The organism is Agrobacterium sp. lyk4-40-TYG-31, assembly GCF_030209855.1.
Lineage (GTDB): Bacteria > Pseudomonadota > Alphaproteobacteria > Rhizobiales > Rhizobiaceae > Agrobacterium > Agrobacterium vaccinii.
The window spans coordinates 227,969-253,263 of sequence record NZ_JARVRE010000002.1; the positions used below are offsets into that span (position 1 = coordinate 227,969).

23 protein-coding genes are annotated in these 25,295 nt (G+C 58.2%); 10 read left to right on the top strand and 13 right to left on the bottom strand.

Features of this window, described 5'->3' with window-relative positions; translation table 11 throughout:
* Window positions 1–3: 3 nt before the first annotated feature.
* From QRN55_RS01795 to QRN55_RS01815, 5 genes are all read right to left on the bottom strand, one after another.
* A complete protein-coding gene (locus tag QRN55_RS01795) occupies window positions 4–924 on the bottom strand; it encodes an SMP-30/gluconolactonase/LRE family protein (protein ID WP_284774297.1) in 921 nt (306 codons plus the stop codon).
* A gap of 29 nt (window positions 925–953) precedes the next feature.
* Window positions 954–1,901: an ABC transporter permease gene (locus QRN55_RS01800; RefSeq protein WP_284774299.1), complete on the bottom strand. Its 948-nt coding sequence runs from the start codon at window positions 1,899–1,901 to the stop codon at window positions 954–956.
* On the bottom strand, window positions 1,898–2,839 hold the full coding sequence (locus tag QRN55_RS01805; RefSeq protein WP_284774301.1) for an ABC transporter permease: 942 nt from the start codon (window positions 2,837–2,839) through the stop codon (window positions 1,898–1,900). Before QRN55_RS01805 ends, QRN55_RS01800 begins: the two co-directional genes overlap by 4 nt.
* Window positions 2,836–4,299, bottom strand: coding sequence for a sugar ABC transporter ATP-binding protein (locus QRN55_RS01810; protein ID WP_284774303.1), 1,464 nt, complete (start codon window positions 4,297–4,299; stop codon window positions 2,836–2,838). The genes QRN55_RS01805 and QRN55_RS01810 overlap by 4 nt, the downstream gene beginning before the upstream one ends.
* A 101-nt stretch (window positions 4,300–4,400) precedes the next feature.
* Window positions 4,401–5,417, bottom strand: coding sequence for an ABC transporter substrate-binding protein (locus tag QRN55_RS01815; RefSeq protein ID WP_112501343.1), 1,017 nt, complete (start codon window positions 5,415–5,417; stop codon window positions 4,401–4,403).
* 291 nt (window positions 5,418–5,708) lie between these two features.
* Between QRN55_RS01815 and QRN55_RS01820 the strand changes: the two genes are divergently transcribed.
* Together QRN55_RS01820 and QRN55_RS01825 are read left to right on the top strand one after the other, a co-directional pair.
* A complete protein-coding gene (locus QRN55_RS01820; RefSeq protein ID WP_284774305.1) occupies window positions 5,709–6,956 on the top strand; it encodes a GAF domain-containing sensor histidine kinase in 1,248 nt (415 codons plus the stop codon).
* Complete coding sequence (locus tag QRN55_RS01825) at window positions 6,944–7,672, top strand: response regulator transcription factor (RefSeq protein WP_284774307.1); 729 nt, start codon at window positions 6,944–6,946, stop codon at window positions 7,670–7,672. Before QRN55_RS01820 ends, QRN55_RS01825 begins: the two co-directional genes overlap by 13 nt.
* 194 nt (window positions 7,673–7,866) lie before the next feature.
* On the opposite strand, the gene QRN55_RS01830 is transcribed toward QRN55_RS01825, so the two are convergent.
* Together QRN55_RS01830 and QRN55_RS01835 are read right to left on the bottom strand one after the other, a co-directional pair.
* Entirely contained in the window at window positions 7,867–9,075 is a 1,209-nt protein-coding gene (locus QRN55_RS01830; protein WP_284774309.1) for an MFS transporter, read from the bottom strand.
* A 62-nt stretch (window positions 9,076–9,137) separates the two neighbouring features.
* Complete coding sequence (locus QRN55_RS01835) at window positions 9,138–10,127, bottom strand: AraC family transcriptional regulator (RefSeq protein ID WP_284774310.1); 990 nt, start codon at window positions 10,125–10,127, stop codon at window positions 9,138–9,140.
* 260 nt (window positions 10,128–10,387) lie between these two features.
* Between QRN55_RS01835 and QRN55_RS01840 the strand changes: the two genes are divergently transcribed.
* Window positions 10,388–11,386, top strand: coding sequence for a substrate-binding domain-containing protein (locus QRN55_RS01840; protein WP_284774312.1), 999 nt, complete (start codon window positions 10,388–10,390; stop codon window positions 11,384–11,386).
* Between the two features lie 79 nt (window positions 11,387–11,465).
* Here the strand turns inward: QRN55_RS01840 and QRN55_RS01845 are convergent, their stop codons facing one another.
* The 6 genes from QRN55_RS01845 to QRN55_RS01870 all read right to left on the bottom strand — a co-directional run bounded on the left by QRN55_RS01845 (window position 11,466) and on the right by QRN55_RS01870 (window position 17,688).
* On the bottom strand, window positions 11,466–12,737 hold the full coding sequence (locus QRN55_RS01845; RefSeq protein ID WP_284774315.1) for an ABC transporter substrate-binding protein: 1,272 nt from the start codon (window positions 12,735–12,737) through the stop codon (window positions 11,466–11,468).
* 46 nt (window positions 12,738–12,783) lie between these two features.
* Window positions 12,784–13,635, bottom strand: a complete 852-nt coding sequence (locus tag QRN55_RS01850) for a carbohydrate ABC transporter permease (RefSeq protein ID WP_502871272.1) — start codon at window positions 13,633–13,635, stop codon at window positions 12,784–12,786.
* Window positions 13,632–14,564: a carbohydrate ABC transporter permease gene (locus QRN55_RS01855; RefSeq protein ID WP_284774317.1), complete on the bottom strand. Its 933-nt coding sequence runs from the start codon at window positions 14,562–14,564 to the stop codon at window positions 13,632–13,634. The genes QRN55_RS01850 and QRN55_RS01855 overlap by 4 nt, the downstream gene beginning before the upstream one ends.
* Window positions 14,557–15,717: an ABC transporter ATP-binding protein gene (locus QRN55_RS01860; RefSeq protein ID WP_284774319.1), complete on the bottom strand. Its 1,161-nt coding sequence runs from the start codon at window positions 15,715–15,717 to the stop codon at window positions 14,557–14,559. The genes QRN55_RS01855 and QRN55_RS01860 overlap by 8 nt, the downstream gene beginning before the upstream one ends.
* Window positions 15,714–16,544, bottom strand: coding sequence for a metallophosphoesterase family protein (locus QRN55_RS01865; protein ID WP_284774320.1), 831 nt, complete (start codon window positions 16,542–16,544; stop codon window positions 15,714–15,716). Before QRN55_RS01865 ends, QRN55_RS01860 begins: the two co-directional genes overlap by 4 nt.
* Before the next feature lie 208 nt (window positions 16,545–16,752).
* Window positions 16,753–17,688, bottom strand: coding sequence for a sugar-binding transcriptional regulator (locus QRN55_RS01870; protein WP_284774322.1), 936 nt, complete (start codon window positions 17,686–17,688; stop codon window positions 16,753–16,755).
* A 204-nt stretch (window positions 17,689–17,892) separates the two neighbouring features.
* Between QRN55_RS01870 and QRN55_RS01875 the strand changes: the two genes are divergently transcribed.
* The 7 genes from QRN55_RS01875 to QRN55_RS01905 all read left to right on the top strand — a co-directional run bounded on the left by QRN55_RS01875 (window position 17,893) and on the right by QRN55_RS01905 (window position 25,106).
* Window positions 17,893–19,527, top strand: a complete 1,635-nt coding sequence (locus QRN55_RS01875; RefSeq protein ID WP_284774324.1) for an ABC transporter substrate-binding protein — start codon at window positions 17,893–17,895, stop codon at window positions 19,525–19,527.
* Window positions 19,528–19,600: 73 nt separating this feature from the next.
* Window positions 19,601–20,596 (top strand): ABC transporter ATP-binding protein, encoded by a 996-nt coding sequence (locus QRN55_RS01880; RefSeq protein WP_284774326.1) that lies wholly within the window; start codon window positions 19,601–19,603, stop codon window positions 20,594–20,596.
* 56 nt (window positions 20,597–20,652) lie between these two features.
* Window positions 20,653–21,579: an ABC transporter ATP-binding protein gene (locus tag QRN55_RS01885; protein ID WP_502871280.1), complete on the top strand. Its 927-nt coding sequence runs from the start codon at window positions 20,653–20,655 to the stop codon at window positions 21,577–21,579.
* Between the two features lie 10 nt (window positions 21,580–21,589).
* Window positions 21,590–22,516: an ABC transporter permease gene (locus tag QRN55_RS01890; RefSeq protein WP_045229690.1), complete on the top strand. Its 927-nt coding sequence runs from the start codon at window positions 21,590–21,592 to the stop codon at window positions 22,514–22,516.
* A gap of 11 nt (window positions 22,517–22,527) precedes the next feature.
* Window positions 22,528–23,409 (top strand): ABC transporter permease, encoded by an 882-nt coding sequence (locus QRN55_RS01895; RefSeq protein ID WP_284774331.1) that lies wholly within the window; start codon window positions 22,528–22,530, stop codon window positions 23,407–23,409.
* A 12-nt stretch (window positions 23,410–23,421) separates the two neighbouring features.
* Window positions 23,422–24,180, top strand: coding sequence for a glycerophosphodiester phosphodiesterase family protein (locus QRN55_RS01900; RefSeq protein WP_284774333.1), 759 nt, complete (start codon window positions 23,422–23,424; stop codon window positions 24,178–24,180).
* A gap of 14 nt (window positions 24,181–24,194) precedes the next feature.
* Window positions 24,195–25,106, top strand: coding sequence for a TIM barrel protein (locus QRN55_RS01905; protein ID WP_284774335.1), 912 nt, complete (start codon window positions 24,195–24,197; stop codon window positions 25,104–25,106).
* Window positions 25,107–25,295: the final 189 nt, after the last annotated feature.

The following is a 25,295-nucleotide window of genomic DNA, read 5'->3' on the forward strand; positions in this document are numbered from 1 at the left end:
GCATTAGGGATATTGCGCGCCTGTCGTCGCCACATAGATCGAGTACAGCGATTTGCTGGCAGTAATGAACAGCCTGTTTCTGCGCGGTCCACCGAAGGTGAGGTTCGCCACTGTCTGGGGTATCTTTATCTTGCCCAGCAACGCGCCATCGGGTGAAAAGCAGTGCACGCCGTCTCCGGCGCTCGTCCAGAGATTTCCGGCGACATCCAGACGGAAGCCATCGGGCAGGCCGTTGTCCAGCGCGCAGAATTCCTGCCCGCCGGTCAGACGCTTGTCTTCTACGACGTCGAAGACGCGGATATGGCGTGGGCGAGTTATGTCGTGACTGGATGAGCTGTCGGCAACGTAAAGCTTGGTTTCGTCCGGCGAGAAGGCCAGTCCGTTGGGTTGACCGAAATCATCCACCATAATGTCGATGTCACCCGTCGCGGGATCGAGACGATAGACATTGCGGGTTTGCTGCTCGGGCTCTGACTTATAGCCTTCATAGTCGGACAGAATTCCATAGGTCGGGTCGGTGAACCACACACTGTCATCGGAGCGAACGATGACATCGTTGGGAGAATTCAGTCTCTTGCCGCGATAGCTGTCCGCCAGCACGGTGATGGAGCCATCCACCTCAGTGCGGGTGACGCGACGTGTGCCGTGCTCGCAGCAAATCAGTCTGCCTTGACGGTCGCGGGTGTTCCCATTGGTGAAATTCGAAGGCTGGCGGAAGACGGAGACGCCACCATCCGGTACCCAGCGAAGCATTCGCTGGTTCGGTATGTCGCTCCACAACAGGCAGTTCAGATCGGAAAACCAGACCGGCCCCTCTGCCCATCGGCAGCCGGAATACAGCTCCTCAAGCTCGGCATTGCCGACAATCAACTGGCGGAAGCGTTCGTCGCGAATTTCATAGACGGAAGGTGTGTCTGTCGGCATAGGCTTGATCCGAAAATTGAGGTTCGTGTTCAGCGAAGCTTCTTAGGGCCGCTCGCCAGAAGAATGACGGAGATGATGATGAGGCCGGTTAGGATGAGGCGTATACCTGCACCAAAACCGTAGGTGTTGAGCATGGACACGACGAGGAACATAAACAGCGACGCGCCCCATATGCCGGGAACGTTGGAATCCCCACCCGCAACAGCCGTGCCACCGATGACCACGACGGCAATCGACATCAGCAGGTACTCCGCGCCCATGTTGAGTGCAGCACCGCCGGAAAAGCTGGCCAGCAGATAGCCTGCGATTGCAGCAAGGACGGCGCAAAGCACATAAGTCACGAAGCGCGTACCATCGACAGGAATACCCGTCATTCTGGCGGCAAAGGTGCTCTGGCCGATGGCGGATATCCAGCGTCCGTAGAAGCTGCGGTCGAGAAGAACCCAGGCGATGGCGGACAGAAGGATGGCGACAAGGGCGACGTTTGGGATGCCGAAGGTGCTGGAGATGGCGAAATCAGCCAACATCTGCGGCGGCTTGATGCGCAGGCCGCGATTGGTCCAGATGGCCGTGGATTGCACGATGAAGCTCATCGACAGGGTGGCAATGATCGGTGGAATGCGCAGGAGCTTGATGAGTGCATAATTGCCAATGCCGACCGCCACGCCAATGCCGATGGCAACCAGCAGTCCGGGCAGGATGAGATGATCCGAGACATCCATGAACTTCAGCGCAATCGTGCCTGACAGCGTCATGGTGGCCGGTACGCATAGATCAATATTGCCGGGTCCAAGAGTGATGACAAACATCTGGCCAATGCCGACGATAACGGAGAAGGCGGCGAAGGTCAGCGCTGCATGCGACAGGCCAAAGGAGCTGGAACCGCCGGTGAACAGCACCGTGATAACCCACACCACAAGGGTGGCGGCGAAAGACCAAATCCATGGCTTCTTCGAAAATCTCTGCAAGGCACTCATTGGTTTTTCTCCCGCTTTTCGAGGCGGTTCAGCAGCAGGCGAAGGCCGAGCACGACGATGAGAATGGCGCCTTGCGCACCGATCTGCCAATCCGGCGAAATGCGCATGAAGGACAGGAACGAGCCCGCCAGTGTCAGCGTCAACGCACCGATGACGGCACCGATGGGAGACACGCGACCGCCGACGAATTCGCCACCGCCCAAGATGACACCGGCAATCGACAGCAGCGTGTAACGCAATGCGATGTTGGCATCGGCGGAAGTCGTCAAGCCAACGAGTGCGATGCCTGCCAGTACGGCGAAGAAACCAGCCAGCGCAAAGGTCGCGGCGCGGATGCCGATGACCGACCAGCCGGAACGCTCGACGGACCGGAAGTTACCGCCGACGCCACGCATCAGTACACCGAAGGATGAGCGCATGACGATGTAATGCGCGATAGCGGCGATCACGATACTGGCGACGATGGCCATCGGGACGAAGGGCGGCTTTGCCGTCATGATCGTGCGTATCCACGCAGGCGCTTCGCCGCCCGGCGATGGCAACAGCAGAACCGCAAGCCCGCCCCAGACGAAGCTCATACCAAGCGTGACGACGATGGAAGGCAGTGCACGGATATGGATGATCGCGCCCATGGCTGCATAAACAGCAATTGCCGCTGCGAAAATCAGGATGCCGATCAGCGGTGAGGTTTGCAGAAACGTCGCCGTCACGCAGGCGCAGAAGCTGACGAATGTTCCCATCGAGAGATCAAGATCGTTGACCGACATGATCAGCATCTGCGCGATGGTGGCAAGCGCGATGGGAACGGCCAGATTGAACAGCAGGTTGAGGCCCGTATAGCTCATGGCGCGGGGCTGCATGTAGAAAACGGCAATCAACAGTACGGCAAGAGAAGCGGCCGGAATGATGAGGCGCAGGGCGTTGGCGGAGAGTTTCATGCGTGCGCGTCTCCCGAAAAAGATGCAGCAAGCACTGCCTGTTCGTTGATATCGTCGCCGGTGAGTTCGGCCTGAATGATGCCATCGCGGAACACGTAAACGCGGTCGCAGAGACGGATTTCGTCCATTTCGGTCGAGTACCAGATGAAAGTTCTGCCATTGGCGGCTTCTGTGCGCAGGATTTCGTAGACCTCCTGCTTGGTGCCGATATCGACACCGCGCATGGGGTCATCCATCAGAACCGTTTTGGCGGTTGTGGCCAATGCGCGGGCAAACAGCACCTTCTGCTGGTTGCCGCCTGACAGAGAGAGGATTTTGTTGTGGACATCGGGGGTGCGGATTTCGATGCGCTTTTTCCAGCTCGCGCCGAGTTCATCCTCCTTGGTGCGGTTGACGAGGCCAGCCGGTGAGAAATCCCGCAGCGATGCGATGCTGAGATTTTTCAAAATGCTCCAGAGAGCAAATGTGCCGTTGAGGCTTCGGTCACCGGCAACGAAAGCTATGTCCTGGTGGCGTGCTGGAAACCAGCTGCTGTTGCGGGAGAGATAGAGGTCCAGCAAGGCTTCCGTCTGACCGTGGCCGCCGAGACCTGCAAGCCCTATGATCTCGCCGCGATAGGCCTCGAAGGGTAATCCCCGTCCTTGTCTCGGCGGCATGGACAAGACAGTCGGGCCATCCTTGCGCTCCAGTGACCTTTTCCAGCTCTGTTCCTTCACCACACTGCCCATGGCTTCGACGAGGGTTTTGTTGGAAAACTCCGCTGCCGGACGGTCAGCTACCACCTTACCGTCCTTCATCACGACTACGCGGGTGGCGGTGGAGAGGATTTCGCCGAGAATGTGGGAGATCAACAAAACCGCGCCACCGGTGCGCACGAAGCGGCGCACATAATCCATCAGTTGCTCGGCAAGGCCAGCGTCCAGAGAAGATGTCGGTTCATCCAGAATGACAAGCTTCGGCTCTTCGTTGACGCCCGCAAAGTTGATGGCAATTTCCACCATCTGCCGTTCAGCGATGGAGAGTTCCGAGATTGTCAGGTCGCAATCGATGCCGTGGCCTGGGAATATCTCGTCCAGCTTGTTGCTGATCATATCCAGGGCACGGCTGCGCCAATTGCTGCCTTTCATGTCGGTGTGCATGATGCGGACGTTTTCGTTGATCGTCAGGTTGGGGCAGAGCGACAGTTCCTGAAAGACGCACCGCACGCCGCTGGCCCGTGCCGCCGCAATACTATAGCTACTGGGTTTCCCGCCGTAGGAAACGGAACCTTCATGCGGTGTCAGCCCGCCATTGATGACGTTGACGATGGTGGATTTTCCAGCGCCATTGTGACCGACGAGGCCGAGGCATTCGCCAGATAGAATGACGAGATCGGCGCCATCCAGCGCTTTGACGGCACCGAACACCACTTTCACGCCACGCGCCGCGACGACTTCCTGTCTCGATATGATTTCATTCATGAGCAGTTACGCCAATTTTTGCGGTCGGAGCCACAGCTTCGCATCCATCGCAGCGCCGGTGACCGGCACTGCGATGTCTTGGGAGTTAGCCAACCTGACGCTTACTTTGCGGAGGCGATGACCTTCTGCGCATCTTCCAGGCTGTATTCGACGTTTGCGACGCCGCCCTTCTGGGTGTTCTTGAGGTTGTCCTCAAGATTGGCCTGATCGATACGCAGGAACGGAACCGTAAGGTCCTTCTTCACGTCCTTGCCGTCGAGGATTTGCTGTGCGACCCAGAAGGCGAGCGTAGAAACGCCGGGCGCGATGGAAACCGACATGGTTTCATAGCCGCTGGCATCCTTCTGCTGCTTCCACCACTGCAATTCATCTTCACGGTTGCCCATGACGATGGTTGGCGTCGGACGTTTTGCAGCGGCAAATGCCTGTGCGGCACCGTAACCATCACCACCCTGCGTGACCACGGCGGCCACTTCCGGCAGGCTTGGCAGAATACCGGCAACAGCGCGCTGGGCCACATCCTGCGCCCAGTCGCCGTTTACTGAACCGACGATTTTGAACTGGGTGTTCTTAGCGACGCCAGCCGCAATGCCCGCATGAATCTCGTCATCGACGGACACACCGGCAAGACCACGAATTTCAAGCAGATTGCCGCCCTTTGGCATTTTCTTCGCGAGATAATCGATCTGGCTTTCGCCCATGGCCTTGAAGTCCACGGCAATCCGCCATGCGCACGGTTCGGTCACAGTGCCGTCGAAAGATACGACGGTGATACCAGCATCGCAGGCCTCCTTGATCGCGCCATTCAGCGCGGTTGGCGAAGCAGCGTTGATGACGATGGCATCATAGCCTTGCAGAATGAGGTTCTGGATCTGGGCCGCCTGTTCGGTTGCCTGATTTTCGGCAGTGGTGAACGGGTCGGCAGCGGCAACGGTGCCAGCCTTGACCGCGTCCTTGGTAATCTTGTCCCAGCTCGTCAGCATGGCCTGACGCCACGAGTTGCCGGCGTAATTGTTCGAAAGCGCGATTTTCTTGCTGGATGTGTCGGCGTGTGCAGTCATCGGCAAGGTCGCGCACGCGACAGCAACCGATGCCAGAAGCATCTTCCTGATAGCCATTGATTTTCCTCCCTAGTGGCCCACCCGTCTCCGGGCAAAGAAACCTTCGCGACGCCTCCTCGACGTTGAGCTGAGATTCCCGTTGCACTGAGGCTCCTTTCCCCAGTACTAAATAAGCATGAACGGGAAACCGTTTGATGTATAGGCCATTCCCGGCAAACTCGGTGCGGGTTCCCGCAGAATTTATGCGGGTTTCCGCAAGACGAAAGCGCCATGATGGCGCAACATAGATGTGTTGACGTCAATCGCGACAGTCAGCCATGCCGCAGGCGCTTGGGAGGGCGTCCGCCGATGCTCGATACCCCGAAATCATCGCTGTTTCACCATTATCTCGGCATCTCCAGACTTCTGGCGGGTCAGCTCGAATTCAATTCGATCATCCAGGCCGTCGCGACGGAGATCACCCACATCATCCCGCATGACCATCTGGATGTCTGCATCAAGCTGATCGATGGGAAATACCACATCGCCTATGAGAGCGGCATGGACAGCGCATGGAGCCAGCAGCCCCCAGCACTTTTGACCGGCAGTCCCATCCGTTCGCTTCTGTCAGGTGAGGTCGATTTTCTGCTGAGTGGCGATGCCTGTTCCGATCCCCGGTTTCACTTCGAAGGCTCGTTTTCCAGCCCCATCATCGAACTTGGCCTGCACAGCCGTCTGCATGTTCCCATGAAAGTTCATGGTGACATCATCGGCGCGCTCAGCTGTTCCTCGCTGGAGGCCGATGCCTACACGATGGAAGACGTTGATAATGCCCGGACAGTCGCCGATCTGCTGGCCCCGTACTTTTTTGCCATTCGCGCAGCGGATCAGGCCAAGCAATCTGCCATCGTGGAGGCGGAAGCCCACGCCCGCGAGGAGGGGTTGCGGCTCGGCGCTCTGAAGTTGACACAGGCGCTGGAGGCAGAGCGCCAGCGCATCGGCATGGACCTGCATGACCAAACACTTGCCGACCTGACACGGCTGGCCCGCCGCATGGAGCGGATGACCCATCTTCCCGACCTCACGGGAGAAATGCTGGAACCGCTGGTTCGCAGCCTCCAGCATTCCATGCAGGATCTCAGGCAGATCATCGAGGAGGCAAAACCTTCGGTGCTGCAACTCTTTGGCGTCGTACAGGCCATTGAAAACGATCTGGATCGCTCGGTCCGCGATAGTGGCATGCCGATCGCGTGGACCGTAACGGACGAAACCGAGGGCAGGGTGGAGGCGCTGGAGCAGACCGTTGCGACATCTGTATTCCGCATTGTGCAGGAAGCCGTGAACAACGCAATCCGCCACGGCCAGCCAGAAAACGTCAACGTCCACATCGGCCATATCGATGGCCGCTTGCGCATCGTCGTCAGCGATGATGGCTGTGGCTGCGCCAAGCATGGTTCCGGCCATGGCCTCGGCATCGGCAACATGAAAACCCGCGCCCGGTTGATTTCCGCCCGTTTTGAAATGGGGCGCAATCGTAATGGTCCCGGTACCTCTATCAGCCTGACGCTTGCCGAAGGTGTGCATAGCCTTGAAGGAAACGGTCAATGGAAGTCCTGATCGTGGAAGACGACGTCCTCCATCGCTCCTACCTCAACGAAGCCGTGCGTGCCGCATTGCCCGAGTGCAATCATGTCATCGAGGCTGATAACGGCAAGGCCGGAGAGAAGCTGGCGCGGGAAAATCGCTCAGCCCATATCGTCATGGATTTGCAAATGAGCGAGCGTAACGGCATCGAGGCTGCCCGCACGATCTGGAAAGAACGCCCTGATACGCGCATTCTGTTCTGGTCGAATTATTCCGATGAGGCCTATGTGCGCGGCGTTTCAAGGATCGTGCCGGAAGGTGCCGCCTATGGATATGTGCTCAAATCCGCCTCGGACGACCGCCTTCGCCTTGCGCTGCGCAGCATCTTCATGGAGGCGCAATGCGTCATCGACCGCGAAGTGCGCGGAATGCAGGAAAAGAGCCTTGGTCGCGTCAGGGGCTTCACCGATTCCGAATATGAAATCCTCATGGACGTCGCGCTCGGCCTTACCGACAAAACCATAGCCCGCCGCCGCAATCTCTCGCTACGAAGCGTCCAGAACCGCCTTCAGAGCCTTTACGAAAAACTCAACGTTTATCAAAGCACCAGTGAAGGCGAGCCCGATGGCCAGTATAATCTGCGTACGCGTGCGGTCACCGTCGCCTTTTTGCGTAAACTGCTGAACTACAGCGCTCTGGAGCGAGCTGAGCAGGAGTTGGCGATGTGGACAGCGGGTGGGCCTAAGTAAGACAGTTTGGCATGATGAAACAGGAAACGACGGCCCCTCAAGCGCTCTCTCCATCTGTGCCAATCCTTCCATCAACGATTCGCGAAGGCAGTCGTGATCTCGGAGTGACTATTGGTGAAAGTGACCCGAAACGCTGAGACGTCAGGACGAGATCAGCTCGTCCCGACGTGCGTTGCGAGCTCCGGATAAAGCCGTCAGTTGCGCGGCTGGAGTAGCGCCAAAGCGGCGGTCGAGGCTGCGAGTATAGCCGTCAGGGTCAGCGGCCCCGCTGCACCGTAGGTGTCCACGACATAACCGCCGACAACCGCGCCGATGCTGATGGCAACCTGGAAAGAGACGACCATCAGGCTGCCGGCTGCTTCCAGATCATCCGGGGCGCTGCGGGACAGATTGGTCGGCAGCACGACAGGCGCCATGCCGAAGGCAAAGCCCCAGATTGCGACGAGCAAGAATGCGACGGCAGCATAAGCGCCCCCAATCACCAGAATAAGCGCCGCGAGTGCCATCAGTGCAGCGGTGACGAAGAGCGCCATGCTGATGCTGGCATCGGCCATTCTGCCGCCAGCGACATTGCCGATCACCGAGGCGATACCGAAACCAAGCAGGGCCATCGCTATCGACTGCGTATCAAGCAGCGTCACTTGCTCAAGGAACGGCCTGACATAAATCGAGCCGGCGAAATGTCCCGTCATGAGCAGAAGGATGGCCAGCATGCCCAGTTGGATGCCGCCGCGCCGCGTCAGCTTGAAGACGTCGGTCAGGCTGTTGCTGGTGCTGGCGGGCAGACTTGGCAGACTTACTGCCTGCAACAGCATTGCAATCACGGCAAGCCCGGCTGTCAATGCCATGGCGGTGCGCCAACCCAGCCAGTCGCTGATCAACGCGCCCATGGATGGTGCCGCTATGGTGGCCAGCGAGACACCCAGCGTCACGATTGCCATGCCGCGACCTGTTGCATTGGTACCGACCAGCCTCGCAACGACGGCAACGGACAGCGCCCAGAAACCGCTGAGCGCAATGCCCAATCCGGCGCGGCCAACCAACAACAACCAGAATTCGCTGGAAGTCGCGGCAAGGATATTGGAGCCGACCGCGAGCGCAGTCAGGCCAACCAGCACCGTCTTACGGTTCATTTTACCGATCAGAACGTTGCTGAACAAAGCCGTGACAGCACCGACAGAAGCGGTGGCGGTGACGACCTGTCCGGCGGTCCCCTCGCTTATGCCCAGATCGCGCGCCATGGGCGTCAAAAGTCCGGCTGGCAAAAATTCGGCAGACACCAGGGCGAAACTAGTGGCAGCCATGGAAAGAACGGCGAGCCAAGTCGCTGCTGTCCAAGCGGTGTCTTCTACCGCTTCAAAATCAGATATTGGCTCATTGAGCTGTGAGGTCGTGTCCGTCATCGCAGTGTGTCTCCTACATCGTGGAAACATATATAGACAGACTTTGCAGGATGATCTGCGTCTTAAAATCCTAAATTCATATCCATTCGTCCGAAATTTGTGCGGCGCACAATGCCGGGTGATATGTTCGTGACGCGTTTGAAGGCTCGCGCGAACGAAGCCTCCGATTCGTATCCCAAGCGGGTGGCGACTTCGGCGACCGACATGGCGTTTCTTGATAGCAGCTCTCGACCAAGCTCCATCCGCAAACGCGCGATGTAACGCGCTGGGCCTTCGCCGAGTACAGCGCTGAAACGTTCGGCAAAGATCGAGCGCGACTGACCCGCCACAACGGCGAGGCTTTCCAGGGTCCAGTGATGGCCAGGCTCCCTATGGATGGCAGCCAGCACGCGCCCGATATGTGGATCACGAATGGCAGCAAGCCAGCCGGTGGTGGAGGCGCCACTGCAATTGACCCAGCAGCGAATAAGCCGGGCAGTCAGCAGGTCTGCCATCCGCGACAGGACGGTTGCGCTGCCCATTTGCGGCTGAGACGCCTCGACCGACATGGCGGCCAGCAATGGTCCGATGAGAGGATCGTTACCCGCCACATCACAACCGCGGATGATGGGAGGCATCAAGGAGATCAACGGATGAAGCGCATGCTCGCCCAAAGCCATCGAGCCGCAGAACAGAGTGGCGGTGGCCCCCGTTCCCTCTCGCACAACTTCACAAACACTGCTCTCCAATTTCGTTACCTGGCACGATGTACGGCAATCGCCCTCGACATCCGGCGCACTCGCAAGGCGATGCGCAACGCCCTGCGGTAACAGGACCAGATCGCCCTCGTTCAACGCTTCCCAACCCTGCTCTTCCGTGTAAAGCCAGCAAGGGCCCTGACTGACAAAGTGAAAGCGCAACAACGGCTGTTGCGGAAAAGCGATGCTCCACGGATGCCTCAGCTCACAGCGCCCGTAGTTGACCCCGCTCAAGCGAAAATCTCTCAAGACTTCGCTGAGTGCATCCATTGGCAAATCTGTAGGCGATGATTTCTGGGACGAATGGTCAAGCATTTCTTCAATTTATACGCAGATCATCTGATTTTCAAGTTCAAGGGGCTTGAAATATCTGGATGGCTTCCAGGCGATTAAGGACGGCCCGCATAAGAATGTGCCTCACCAGAGCACCTCATCAGTTCCGGTAATTACACGCGGATGAAAAATCCTCAGTGAGGTGGCATAATCATACTTCATATTCTATTGAATTCTAAGGTAGCTTCCGCTGATCTGGCGACCGAAAGAGAACATATTGTTGAATATCGAAGAAACGATCGATGATCACACTTGAGCAGGTCGCTTTCCGCGCGGGTTGCTCTGTCAGCACCGTCAGTCGCGTATTGAACAGGACAGGCCCCGTCAGTGCCGAGATGGTGCGTAAAGTGCGCCGGGCCGCGGCTGAGTTAGGATATCGGCATAGCACTTCGAAGGCTGGGCACGGTCGCCAATCGCGACCTGTGGTCGGTGTGTTGGTGCCCAGTATTTCCAACCCTGTGTTCGCCGCTTCACTCGCTGGCATCCAGCGCCGATTGCAGGCGGCGGGGCATAGTGTGCTTATCGCACAATCCAATTACGATCCGTCCATCGAAACGACAGCGGTGGCCTCACTGCTTGAAGAACACCCGACCGGTTTGATCCTGACGCTCTGCGATCCGCGGTGCAGCGATGTGCTTTCGGCGGCATTGCCCCCGACAGTCCTTCTCAACAACATGCCGATGCCGCGATTTCCAGCTGCGGTGACGGTCGATAATTTTCAGGCGAGTTATGAACTGGTCAATTTCTTGACGGGGAAGGGGCACGACCGCATCCTGTTTGTCTCAGGCCGTTTTACATCCTCGGACAGGGCGCGGCTGCGTTATGAGGGATATTGCCAGGCGCTTGCAGACAACGGTCATGAGCCGCTTGAGGCGATGCAGATTGATTTTCTGGATGGATACGAAAACCTGGATCTCTTCGATGTGGTGGAGAATATCAGGCCGAGTGCCATCATCGCATCCAACGATCTTCTGGCGCTTGGCGTCATCGCAGCACTCAGACGGCACGGGCTATCGGTACCAGATGACATCTCCGTCTGCGGTTTCGATGGCATCTCGATCGGACGTTTGCTGGAACGGCCTTTGACCACTATACGAATGCCCGATGCCGATATGGGAACCGCAGCAGCTGCACTGTTGCTGGACATTGCTCAGAATGCAGCGCCGCCAAGGCATCTCCGAGTGGGGCATCAACTGTTTGCCGGTGCAACTGTCGCCCGGTTCCAGCCTCAAACCTCGTAATTTCAGTACCTTTGATCAGATTGATAAACTGAAAAGAGAGGTGACAAAAGTCACCTCCTTCGGTCTCTGATGGGGCTCTTTACGATCTGCGCGGCAGAAGTTTCTTCACCTCATCGGCAGCGTCGTTGAGAGCCTCGTCGGGCTTGGCGTTCTGCTCAACGATCCGCGACAGGTTTTCAACGATCGTCTGGGTAACCTTCACACCGTTTGTCCCGGGGAAAGCGTACCAAGGCACCATGCGCGACATCTGCGAAAGTCCGGCCTGGAACAGCGGATTTTCCTTGTAGAAGTTGCCGAGATATTCTGGGGACTTTGCGGCCAGCTCATTGTTTGGAACGTAGCCGGTGCCGGGAACGACGACGGATGCGCCGTAAGGACCAGCAGCAAACTTGGCGAATGTCCACGCGGCCTTCTGTTTTTCGGCATCCTTGGTGAGTATGACGACGGCGTTGCCACCCGTTGGCAGCTTGCCATTTTCAGGGTCGATCAGCGGGATCTGGGCGGTGCGCATGTCGAACTTGTCGCCAACATTCTTGATGGTGTTGCGAAGCGCGCCTGTTGTCTGAAACGCAAAGCCGATCTTGCCAGCAGCAAAGGCCTGCTCACCAGCCTGCTTGGTCAAAACGGGAAGACCGCCTTCCTTGACCATCTTGTCCAGAACGGCAACGGCCTTCTGACCTGCTTCGCCGTTGAATGTGACTTTGGTTTCGTCTGCGTTCAGCATAGTGCCGCCAGCGCCGAACAGCAGTGCGGAGAACATCCAGTCATCACCCTGCCAGCGGAAATCGATGCCTTCATTGCCATCGCCGAGCGCCTTGATCTTGCCGCCGAGCGCGATCACCTCGTCCCATGTCTTCGGCGGAACATCAGGGTTGCCACCGGCTTTGCGGACCAGATCGGCATTGTAATACATGATCGGGTTGGAGGTTGCGAAGGCCAGACCAACCTGCTTGCCGTCCACCTGGGCGAGCTTCAGTATATTGTCTGAAAAGCCCTGCTCGGCCATGTTGCCATCGGCTTTGACGAGTGGTCCGAGATCGACGGGAATGTCACGCTCATTGACCATGCGCAGGCGGTTGAGACCGATGAAGGTCACGTCCGGCATTTCGGCCGTACCGGCCTGGCGCATGATGGTCTGGATGCCTTCTTCGTAAGTGGCGGAAGGATTGGCGAACTGGATTTTGATCTCCGGGTTCTCTTCCATGAACTTCTTGGAGATGTTGTCCATCACATCCTTGAAAAAGCCAGGCATGGGGTAATGCACGGTGAGCACCGTTTCTGCCTTGGCGGGCATGGCGGCGAAGGCAGCTGATACGGCAAGCGCCGTCAATGCGTGTCTGATGAGGTTCATGGCACGTTCTCCGTTATGGGGATGGGGTGTGGTTATGCTGTCCGGCTCAGCCTTTGAGACCGGTCATGGTGATGCCTTCGACAAAGCGTTTCTGTGCAGCCAGAAAGGCGATGACGAGAGGAAGGGTGATGATGAGAGTTGCCGCCATCAGCGCGCCGTAGTCGTCTCCGGCTTCCGCAGCGCGGAAATAGAGCAGCCCAAGCGGCGGTGTTGCATAGGTCTGGTTGGTCACGACAATCAGCGGCCAGAACAGATCGTTCCAGTGGGCCACGACCGAGAAGATTGCAAAGGCCGTAACCGCGGGCCAGGCATTGGGCAGGATGACGCGAGCAACGATACCGGGCTCGCTCATGCCATCCAGACGGGCTGCATGGATGAGATCATCCGGCATGGCGCGAAAGAATTGTAGGAAGAGGAAGATCGCAAAGACCGAGATCGAGAACGGAGCAACCAGCGCCATATAGCTGTTGAGCACCGACATGTGATCAAAGGCGACGTAGAGCGGCAAGGCGGTGGCGTGGATCGGCACCAGAAGTCCTAGCATGACCATGATCATCAAGGCGCGGGCCGCCTTGAACTTCAGCTTAGCCATGGCATAGGCGCAGGGAACCGCGACGATGACCTGAATGAACAGGATCAGTGCGCAGACGATGGCACCGTTCAACAGCAAGCTCGGCATGGACACCCGCGTCATGGCCTTGGTGAAGTTGGCCATGTAGCTCCATGTCTGCGGAATGAGTGACAGGGACGAGGAAAATATCTCGCTCTGCGCTTTTCCAGCCGTCGAAATCATGAAGATGTAAGGCGACAGGAAGATGAGCGCGCCAAATGTCAGAATGGAAAGGCGGATCACGCGGCCCAGTGTCATGGTGTGTAGGAGAATGGCGGACTGCGTCATGAGTAATGCACCTTGCGGTCAAGAACGCGGTATTGGAGGAACATCAGAACCACCAGAATGGCGAGGAAGATCACCGTCATGGCGGAGGCATAACCGACGCGCAGATAGACGAACCCTTCCTGATAGATGGTGAAAAGCAGCACTTCGGACGCTTTGTTCGGCCCACCTTCGGTCAGGGCCTTGACGGTTTCAAACACCTTGACCGAGTTGATGATGCTGATCGTGACGACAAATAGGGTGGTCGGCCCCAGCATCGGCCATGTGACGAGACGAAAACGCTCGAAGCTGGAGCGCACGCCGTCCATTTCCGCTGCTGCGTAGAGATCGCGCGGGATAGCGGTGAGACCGGCCAGAAACAGCACCATGTTGAAGCCGACGGATTGCCAGATGCCGATGATGGCAAGACTTGGCAGAACCGTGCTGGAGGAGCCGAGCCAATTGGGACCGGCAATGCCGAAGAAGGCCAGCATCATGTTCACCGGGCCGATGCTCGGGTGCAGCATATATTGCCAGACCGTTGCCATGGCCACCAAAAGGGAGGCGACGGGCAGGAAGTAAACGGTGCGGAAAAACGCCTTTGCGCGAGGTTCGGCCTCGATCAGCATGGCAATGCCAAGGCCGATGAAGATGGAAAACGGCGTGACGATGGCGGTGTAGACAACCGTGTTCCACAGCGACTTGCGGAAAGTGCGGTCGCTGAAGAGTTCGGCGTAGTTCTCGAAGCCGACAAAGCGGAAACCGGAATAACCGAGTTCGAAATCTGTAAAGCCCAGCACGATCACGGCCAGCGTAGGGATGATGATGAACAGCATCATCAATGTGATCGCCGGGGCGGCCAGCAGCCATGCCGTGCGACTTTCGCGCCGGGCAGCAATCTGTTGCTGCGTGGGTGCAGAGGCGGTGAAGATGGATGCGGTGAGCTCAGCCATGAAGTAACTCCGGCGCGCCGACGATGGAGACTTGCGTCATGATGCGCTCGCCATCCGCGCCGAACAGCATGGCCTTGTCCGGCTGGATTGCCAGATGGACCGGCTTGCCGGGGCCCAGACCTGTTGCATCAGATGGCGTGAGCTTGACGACCACCGTCTCGCCCATGCCGTTGAGGCGCGCAAAGAGAATGACTTCCGAGCCCAGAAATTCGAGGCGTTCAACGGTCGCTGCCATTGTGTCTCTGGACTGCGATGCCAGTGTCAAAAATTCCGGGCGGATGCCTATGGTGACATCATCGCCATGCGACAGGCTGGATGCGGCGATGGTGATGCCACCGAACTGCACCATGCCATTGGCCGTCGCCTTGGTCGGCAGAAGGTTGATGCGTGGCTGGCCAATGAACCGGGCAACCTCGATATGTGACGGGTTCTCGTAGATCACCTGCGGGGTGGCAAGCTGTAAAAGCCTGCCGCCGATCATCACCGCCACACGGCTGGCCATGGACAGGGCTTCGGACTGGTCGTGCGTTACGTAGAGGGCGGGAACACCGGACTTGCGGTGCAGCTCTACGATTTCTCCGCGTGCATGTACACGCAGGTTGGCATCGAGGTTGGAGAGTGGCTCATCCATCAGAAACAATGCCGGATGGCGGACCATGGCACGGGCAAGCGCCACGCGCTGACGCTGGCCGCCTGACATCTGACCGGGCTTGCGATCCAGCAGATGCCCGATCTTCAAAGACGAGGCCATCGCCTCGACTTCCGTGAGAATGCCTTGGCGGATGGCTTTCTGGCCGGGCATGAGATTGCCGATGATCGGCAGACGTTGCGTGGCGGTAAGGCGGCGCATGGCAAGCGGCACGGCGATGTTCTGGCCAGCCGTCAGATGCGGATAGAGCGCGTAGGACTGGAAAACCATGGCGATGTTGCGATCTGCGGCGGTCAGGTTCGACAGCGTTTTTCCGGCAAGACTGATCTCGCCGCTATTGGCATGTTCCAGACCGGCGACAATGCGCAGAAGCGTGCTCTTGCCGCAACCGGAAGGGCCGACAAGCGCGATGAACTCGCCCGGCTCAGCCTCAAGGCTGACACCCTTGAGAATATCGTTGGCGCCAAACGACTTCGTAATATTGGAGAGAGAAAGCACGCTCATTCTGCGGCTTCCTTGTTCTTGACGGCGGAAGGATAGACCTCTGCCACGACGTCATCGAGATAATAAAGCTTCAGCCCCTCCACCGACACCAACTGGCTTTCCACCGTCTCACCAAGATGGTGAATGGCAGCGCCAATGATACGGGCACCCGGCATTTCGCGTTCCATTTCGCCCAGAATAAACGAAGATGGCGGCGCCCAGACGAGGCTGGTGTTTTCGTGGCTGCCTATCCAACTCCAGTGCAGATGACCCGACCCGAACAAGGCAACGTCGTGTTTTGCCATGAGATCGAGCAAACCCATGCGCGCTTCGAACGGTGCACTCCAGTAACCGGCTTCCGGCTCTTTGGCATCATCGACAAAAAGCGGCTTGTGGGTGAAGATCGCGACACGGCGACCATCGCGGCCCTCAAGCGTCTCTTCCAGCCAGCGTTCCTGTGCTTCTTCTTCCGGGCCGCCCAGTCCGATCAACAAGCTGTTGAGACCGATGATGCGCCAGGTGTCCGTGTCTTCCGCCCAGTAATCCGGGCCGACGAGGCGGTGCCAGCGCTCCAGTCGCTCAGCATTCACAGGCTGGGCGGAACCATGAAAATGTCCGACATCGTGATTGCCAGGAACGATGAGCACCGGCATCGACAATTGCCGCATCATGTCCATGGAAAATGCAATATCGTCTTCGAAGTCTGCGCCGTCGACGCTGAGATCACCGGTGTGCACCACCAGATCGGGTTTTTCGCTCTCTATCCACCGAACCAACGGCTCCCAGTTGCCGTTGAAATGCGGCTTGCTGGGGCTGAGGTGGGTGTCTGTAATGTGGATAATTTTCAAGACGCAACTCCGGTAAATAGACGATCCGGATAATGCCTAGAAGCACGACCGGCCCAATGTTGCCGCCGTCTTTAGTGGCCAATGATGTCAGTGTAGCCACAGTTCCTGTCAGTCGTTTTTCAGTTTTGTTGCAAAACCTTCATGAAGTCGGGACGACTGGTCTTTCTAGGTTGTCCTCTTTTGGATGCGCCCGGTGCAATGTGGCCGGTCAACGTTCCAGCAAATAAATGGCGTTATCGGCGTCTGTAATCAAAGTCGTAGCAAGGCGGGCGACGAGACAGCTTTTTAGAATTTTCTTCTTGTGGTCGCCTCCCGACGCGATGATGCGTGTCGGTATATTCTGGTAGCTTTCGATCGACGGGGAAATGACTTGCCGGTTGAGTGAGTGATTGACCTCCTGTCCAGCGGCGTCCAGATATCGACCCAAAAGATCACCAACGGCACCTGCAGCGACAAGTTCTGAGATGTCTGTTCCCGTAGGAAGCCCATATCGCACCTGCAACGATTCCGGTGAAACGTCACCGACGCTGAGGATAGACACATCCACTGCAGTTGCTTCTGCGAGCAAGCTGTCGAAGAAGGGTTGGACTAAAATCGCGTCGCGAGAATCTGGGCTGTCGGCATATATCGGCGCTGCCAGATAATGACACTCGGCGTTCATGACTTTGGCGAAGCTTCGAACGATCTCGAATGTGTTGATTTCAGAACCGCGTGTCAGGCCACCCATCATGGAGCGAACTTTCACATCAGGAACATTGGCCGGTGCCATGTGGTGGGCGGTTTCCCGCAACGTCGCGCCCCAACCGACCCCCAGCGCGCGTGGTTCGCTGGCCTGAATAAATCTCTCCAGAAACATCGCCGCGGCACGTCCGATGACGGTTGCGATCTGGCTTTTGTCTGACGGAGTTGGCACGACGACGGCATCCGACAGATCAAAGCGTTGCCGTAATTCGGCTTCCAGCTCCACATTTTCCGTTAGCGGAGAGTTGAAGCTGATCCTCACGACACCCTGATCGAGAGCCGCCGCCAGAAGTTCGTTCACCCTGCGTCGCGTCAACAACATACGCTCCGCAATCTGCGCCTGGGTTAGTCCCTCGACGTGGTACAACCAAGAGGCTCGCACCATGCTCTGCTGATAAGGCATAAGTTCCTCCGCTCAAATGTCACAACAGCGTAACATTTGTAACCTAGAGGTAATCGAAGTCGAGAGGCCGGTAAAGGGGTTTAGCCTTACCCGTCGTTCGACACGAAATCGACAGTCCCATTGAACGGAACCTGACGCGGTGCCCTGCGGCGCTGCGCATGTGTCTGCGCGTCCGTATCGTCCTTTGTCATACAGGAGTGATCCATGCTTTCCATCAATCGCCGCCACGCGCTGGGGCTCATGTCCGCTGCTGCAGGCAGCATCGTCCTGCCGCGCATGTCGTTCAGCCAGAGTGCTCGTCCGTCTGTGACGATCGCCGTTCAGAAGATGACCATCTACAATACGCTGGATGTTTGGTACGAGGGATCGAATGTGGGCGAGCGGATTTTCTTCCCGAACCTGTGGGAAGGTCTGATCAATCGCAACTGGATGGGTGATCAAGGCCCGGTGCCGGGTCTTGCGACCGAGTGGCATCGTATTGATGAGAAGACGCTGGAACTGAAACTGCGCCAGGGCGTGAAGTTCCACAATGGCGACGAAATGACCGCAGAAGACGTGGCATTTTCGTTTTCCAAAGAACGTGTCTTTGGCAATACCGAGCCAAAAGGCGGCAAGACGATTTTTGAAGATGACAACAAGCCTGTGACCGCCAAGGAGTTGCCCGCCATTGTGCCGGGCGTTGGGCGCCGCCTCTGGCCTGCGTTGAAGGGTGTCGAAGTCGTTGATAAATATACCGTTCGTTTTCACAACGCGACACCGGACGTGACGCTTGAAGGCCGCCTCTATTCCTTCGGCAGTCAGATCACCAGCCGCCGCTCTTGGGACGAAGCCAAGACCTATATGGATTGGGCTCGCAAGCCGGTCACTACAGGCCCTTATATGGTGGCCTACTATAGACCGGACGTGTCGCTGACGCTCGCTGCCTTCGATGAATATTGGGGTGGTCGTCCACCTTTGCAGCAAATCCGTTTCGTCGAAGTCCCGGAAGTCGCCTCCCGCGTCAACGGTTTGCTCTCAGGCGAATATGATTTTGCGTGTGACCTTCCACCCGACCAGATTGCTGCGGTTCAGGCAGCGCCCGGTCTCGAAGTCCAGAACTCCACCATCTGGAATCACCGCATCTCCACCTTCAACACCCAGAACCCCGTCCTCAAAAGCCCGTTGGTTCGCCGCGCCATGACACATTCGATCGATCGTCAGGCGATCGTTGACTCACTTTGGGCTGGCCAGACTGTCGTTCCCGCTGGCCTGCAATTTGAATCCTTCAAGGCCACGGACATGTTCGTGGATGGCTGGACGGTACCCGAATTTAACCCGGAGCTTGCTCAGAAACTGCTGAAAGATGCGGGTTACAAGGGCGATCCGATCCCTTACCGCCTGCTCAACAACTACTACACCAACCAGACTGCGACGGCGCAGATCATGGTCGAGATGTGGAAGCAGGTTGGTCTCAACGTTGAAATCCAGATGAAGGAAAACTGGGCGCAAATCCACGACACGGAAGGCGTCAAGGGTGTTCGCGACTGGTCTGCGGCTAACACGATCAACGATCCGATCACACCTATGGTGGTGCAGTTTGGTCCCAATGGCGAAGCCCAGCAGAAGAAGGACTGGACCAACGAAGAGATGAACACGCTCTCCGTGGTCATGGAAACCTCGACGGATCGTGCTCTGCGCAAGAAGGCCATTACCCGCATGCTGGAGATTTGCGAGCGCGAAGACCCGGCCTATCAGGTTCTGCACCAGAACGCCGTCTTCACCGGCATGAAGTCCTCGCTGAAATGGAAGGCCGCCCCTGCCTTCGCCATGGATTTCCGCACCGCCAACTGGAATTCCTGATCCTGTTACCCTTTAACGCCGGTCGCCTTATTGCGACCGGCGTCGTTTATTTGTGAAATGGAGATGAGCTCCCATGGCTTCCAATCTCGTGGAACTGCGCGGCCTCAAGGTCGCTTTCGATGGCATCCAGGTTCTGCACGGTATCGATCTCGATGTCGCCCCCGGTGAAGCAATCGGCCTCGTTGGTGAATCCGGTTGCGGTAAGTCTGTCACATGGCTTGCGGCGTTGGGACTTCTTCCGGGCAAGGCGACGGTTTCCGGTTCGGTCAAACTCGATGGCAAGGAAATTCTGGGCGCGCCGTGTTCTGTGCTGGAAGGCATCCGTGGCAAACGCATCGCGATGATCTTTCAGGACCCCTCCAGCTCGCTCAACCCGGTTCTAAAAATCGGTAGACAGATCACCGAGACGCTCGCCATTCACCGCGGCCTCATGGGTGATGCTGCGAAAAAAGAGGCGCTGCGCCTTCTCGATATGGTTGGCATTCCCGATGCCCGCAATCGCTTCGACCTTTTTCCGCATGAGTTTTCCGGCGGGCAATGCCAGCGTCTGATGATCGCCATGGCCTTGGCCGGAGAACCCGACCTTCTGGTGGCCGACGAGCCGACCACGGCGCTCGATGCCACCATCCAAGCGCAGATCCTCGATCTGCTGGTCGTGTTGCGCAAAGAGACCGGCATGGCGACCATCTTCATCAGCCACGATCTGGGCGCGGTTAGTCAGGTCTGCGAACGCGCATGTGTCATGTATGCCGGTCGCATCGTGGAGCAGGGGAAGATTTCCGCACTTTTCAGCAATCCCAGACATCCCTATACACGCGGTCTGTTCGATGCCATTCCCCGGCTGGATGGTCGGCGCTCGCGACTGATCCCCATTCCCGGCACCGTGCCGCACCCGCGTGATCTGCCGCATGGCTGCGCGTTTTCGCCGCGCTGTTCCCATGTCGCGCTGGATTGTCGTATTCGCCAGCCTGAACTGACCGCGCTGGATGATCACCGTCTCCTGTCCTGCCACCATCCGGTTGGCGTCCGGTCTCCATCGGAAACCCGAGTTCTGGAGGCGGTATCGTGACCGCGCCTCTTCTTCAGGCGAAAGACCTCGTCAGAACCTATGAGGTTCGCCAGGGCATGTTCGGCAAATCTGCGCCGGTGCGCGCCGTCGATGGTATCGACCTGACCGTCATGCCGGGTGAAACGCTTGGCATCGTCGGCGAATCCGGTTCCGGTAAATCGACACTTGGCCGCATGCTGCTCGGCATCGATCCGCCGCAATGGGGAGAGATGGTTTTCGAGGGCCAGCCGATGCCGAAGCTTGGCACGGCAGAATGGCGGGCGCTGCGCGCCAAGATGCAACTGGTCTACCAGGACCCGCTGGCTGCGCTTGACCGGCGTCTGACCATTGCCGAACAGATCGGCGAACCCCTCGCCATCCATAATCTCGTGCCCAAAGAGCACCGGGCAACCCGCGTGGCCGAACTGATGTCTGCCGTTGGCCTGAGACCGGATCAGGCGGGTTGTTATCCGCATGAGCTGTCCGGCGGCCAGCGCCAGCGCGTCGTCATTGCCCGCGCTTTGGCTTCGCGGCCCAAACTTCTGGTCTGCGACGAGCCCGTTTCGGCGCTCGACGTGTCGATCCAGGCGCAGGTTGTGAACATGCTGCGCGATTTGCAGGAACAGAACCACATCGCCATGGTCTTCATCAGCCATGACCTGAAAGTCGTGCGCAACATCGCAGACCGCGTCGCTGTCATGTATCTCGGGCGTATTGTCGAGGAGGCGTCATCGGACGTCATCTTCGCCACGCCGCTGCATCCCTACACCAAGGCGCTCGTCTCCAGCGTGCCGGTGCCGGGCACGATGCTGAAGGGGCGCACCATCTTGCAAGGCGAGCCACCAAACCCGGCCAATCGCCCATCCGGCTGCGCTTTCCATCCGCGCTGTCCTGTTGCCGTCGATCTCTGCCGCACCAGCGTTCCGCCATTGCGACCGGTGTCGGGTGGCCGCACCGCTGCGTGCCATCTGGTGGCCGGTGCCGATCAGCCGGTTGCGGCGTAAGGAACATCCCATGCTGCGTTACGTCTCCGTCCGCTTTCTCCGCGCCTTCGTCACCATCATCGCGGTGATGACCTTTGCCTTCGTCGTGCTGCGTCTGTCGGGTGATCCCGCCCAGATCATGCTCGGTCCCGATGTGCCGCAAGAGGCCGTCGATGCGTTCCGCAAGGAGTGGGGCCTTGATCAGCCGCTCTGGGTTCAATATTTCGCCTATATGAAGTCCATCCTGACGGGTGATTTCGGCGTTTCCATGCGCGACAAGGCGTCTGCCATGCAGCTGGTCATCGAGCGCATTCCCGCCACCCTGCAACTGACCATTCCCGCACTTTTCCTGAAAGTTCTGATCGGCATCCCCGCCGGCGTCTATGCGGCGCTGCATCGCCAGAGCGCGGTTGATCGCGGCGTCATTCTGGCAGCCATCTTCGGTTTCACCATTCCCTCATTCGTCATGGGCCTGTTGCTGGTGCTGATCTTTTCGATCACGCTCGGGCTGCTGCCATCCGGCGGCCACGACACCTGGCAGCACGGTATTCTTCCCACACTGACGATGAGCATCGGCGGCATCGGCATTCTCGCCCGGTTTTCGCGAAGCGCCATGATCGAGGTCATGGGCCAGCCCTATATCCGCGCCGCTTCCGCCAAAGGCATGCGGTGGCAGGATGTCGTCTGGAGGCACGCGCTGCCCAACGCCGCTGTCCCCATCGTCACCATCGTCGGCTTCATGGTCGGCACGTTGATTGCGGGTGCCGTCGTGGTGGAATCGATCTTCTCCTGGCCGGGCATCGGTCGCCTGCTGGTGGTGTCGGTTACCAACCGCGACCTCGCCGTGGTGCAATGCATCCTGCTGTTGATTGCCGCCACCATGGTCGTGTCGAACCTGATCGTGGACCTGCTCTACGGCTGGCTGGACCCGCGCCTGCGCAGCCAGACAGCCCATTGAGGATTTGAGTGATGACAATCGCAGACACAACCCGTCAGCCCGCACCCGAAGCCTCCATCTTCACCCGGTTCATCCGGCAACTGCGCAAAATTCCCTTCTCCGTTACCTTCGGTATCTGCTGGCTTGCAGCGATGATTCTTGTTGCCGTCTTCGCAGATACGATCCGTCCGTTTGGTATTACAGCCATGGATTTGCGGGCTCGCCTGTCGCTGCCGGGCAACCCGGCACATTTTCTGGGCACCGATGAGCTGGGCCGCGATGTGCTGTCGCGTCTCATCCAGTCCATCCGCGTGTCCTTCACCATCGCCTTCGGCGCGACGATCATTTCAGCTGTGTTCGGCACGACGCTCGGGTTTCTGGCCGCCAAATTCCGAGGCGTGATTGAGCAGTTCGTGTTGATGCTGGCCGACTTCCAGGCTGCATTACCGTTCCTCGTCATGTCATTGGCGGTTCTCGCCTTTTTCGGCTCCTCCATGCCGCTTCTGATCGGTCTGATGGGCTTTTACGGGTGGGAGCGCTATGCCCGTATCGCGCGCGGTCTGGCCATTTCGGCCAGTGCGCAGGGCTATGCCTCGGCTGTCGTGCAGCTGGGTGCCACACCCGCGCGCGTCTACATGCGCCACATCTTGCCCAACGTCGCCGCAACGCTCATCGTCTCCATGACACTGACCTTCCCGGAAATCATCTTGATGGAAAGCGGGCTCTCCTTCCTCGGTCTTGGCGTCCAGCCGCCGGAAACCAGCCTCGGCAACATGGTCGGCTTCGGTCGCGAATACCTCACCCGCGCGCCCTGGATCATGTTGGCCCCGGCCTTCGTCATCATGATGACGACGCTCTCCATCTCGCTGGTCGGGGACTGGCTGCGCGACAAACTCGACCCGACACTTCGCTGAAAGGACAGTCCCATGACAAAAATCGTCGGCCATCGCGGCGCCCGCAACCTCTGGCCCGAAAACTCGCTTACCGGCTTTCGCAACGTGCTGGCACTGGATGTCGATGCCGTTGAATTCGACGTGCACCTGACGGACGCTGGCGAATTGTTGGTCATCCACGACGCCACGCTTGACCGCACGACCGATATGACCGGACCTGTCCGTACGCTAACGCCGCAGGACCGTGAAACGACATATCTGGAAGGTTCAGCAGACACCGTGCCGACGCTTGGCGACGTTCTCGCCGTTCTGGCGAAAGCCGATGGCAAGCAGCTCCATGTCGAGATCAAATCCGACGAGGCGAAGCGGCCCTATCCCGCCATCACGGAAAAGGTCGTTGAAGAGATCGAGCGCTTTGGCCTCGCCAGCCGCTGCCATCTCACATCGTTTGACGTTTCCGTGCTGGAGGAATGCCGCCGGGTTGCGCCGCATATCGCGCGTCTGGTCTCGGTCAACGCCGAGTGGGCCGCAAAGCAGGGCGGCCTTGAAACCTTTTTGCACAGCGTCGACGGGCTCGTTGATATCGTCGCCATCCACCATGAACTCATGGCGGCGGAGTGGTCACTCATCACGCAGACACTGCCACTCCACCGGCTCGGCGTCTGGACGCTCAACGACGAGGCGCTAATCCGGCCCTGGCTGGAGCGCAAAATCGGTCATCTCACATCCGATAGTCCCGACCTTGTGCTGCGGCTCCATCGCGACATCCACTCCGAAATGCAACCGACCTGAAGAGGAAGACGAACATGGGTAATATCATTGGCACAGGCTTCAATGCCGGCTCTACCGACGGAGAACTGGCAAGCCTCGAACAGGAATTGCGCGTTCTCGCCGATATGGGCGTCGATACCGTTGAGCTGGCACTTACCAGCCTCGACCTTATCGCCGGGGGACGTATTATCGAGGAACGCGCCGAACGGCTCGTCGCTTTGACGAAACAGTTCAGCTTTCGCTACACCGTCCACGGTCTCGTCTCGTCCAACTTCATGGACCCGGCGACCTGCCGCTACCAGATCGATGCGGCAAAGGCGCTGGCCGTCGTCTGCGACCGTATCGGCGCGCGCATTCTGGTTCAGCACGGTGGCTGCCTGCGCGCAGACCAACTGGCTGAACGCGCCGATGCCGACCGCCGCGAGCGCGAGGCTCTGCATGAACTGGCAGAATTCTGCAAACCTTACGGCGTGCGCATTGCATTTGAGAACATTTTCACCACGGAACTTGGGCAATACCGCCAGACACCGACCCAGATCGCTGAAACGGTGAAGGCGGTTGGGCATCCCAATCTCGTGGCGCTGATCGATTTCAGCCATGCCTATATCGAATCCACCTATCGTGGCCTGAATTTCCGCGATGAGCTGCGCGCTATGGCACCGGTGACCGGGCATCTGCATGTTCACGACAGCTTCGGTCGTCCGCAGGCGTTCTACAAGCCTTACCACCTCCAGGAAAATACAGCGCTGGGCATTGGCGACCTCCACATGCCGCTCGGTTGGGGCGATATGGACTGGGAGGGAATTTTCTCTGAGCTCACATTCCTGCCCGGTACGGTCCTGATGATGGAAATCGGTCGTCGCTATCATGCTGAACAGCCAGAAAGCCTTGCAAGGGCAAAGAAGCTTATCGCCGAAAATGATCGCCACATTCGTCTGGCATCTTAAATTCAAAGAGTTTCCAATCGAAGCAAGCGCGTAATGTCGACGATGATTCGTCTTCTGGGCGCTTCCCCATATCAACGGGCAAAGCTTGCCGGCCTTATCGCAGGTCCGGCAAGCGTCGGCTGATGCATGGGTTTTCAGGCTTTCGACGTGCGCGCCCTGTCGACGCTGACGTGTAGGTCCAGATAAATT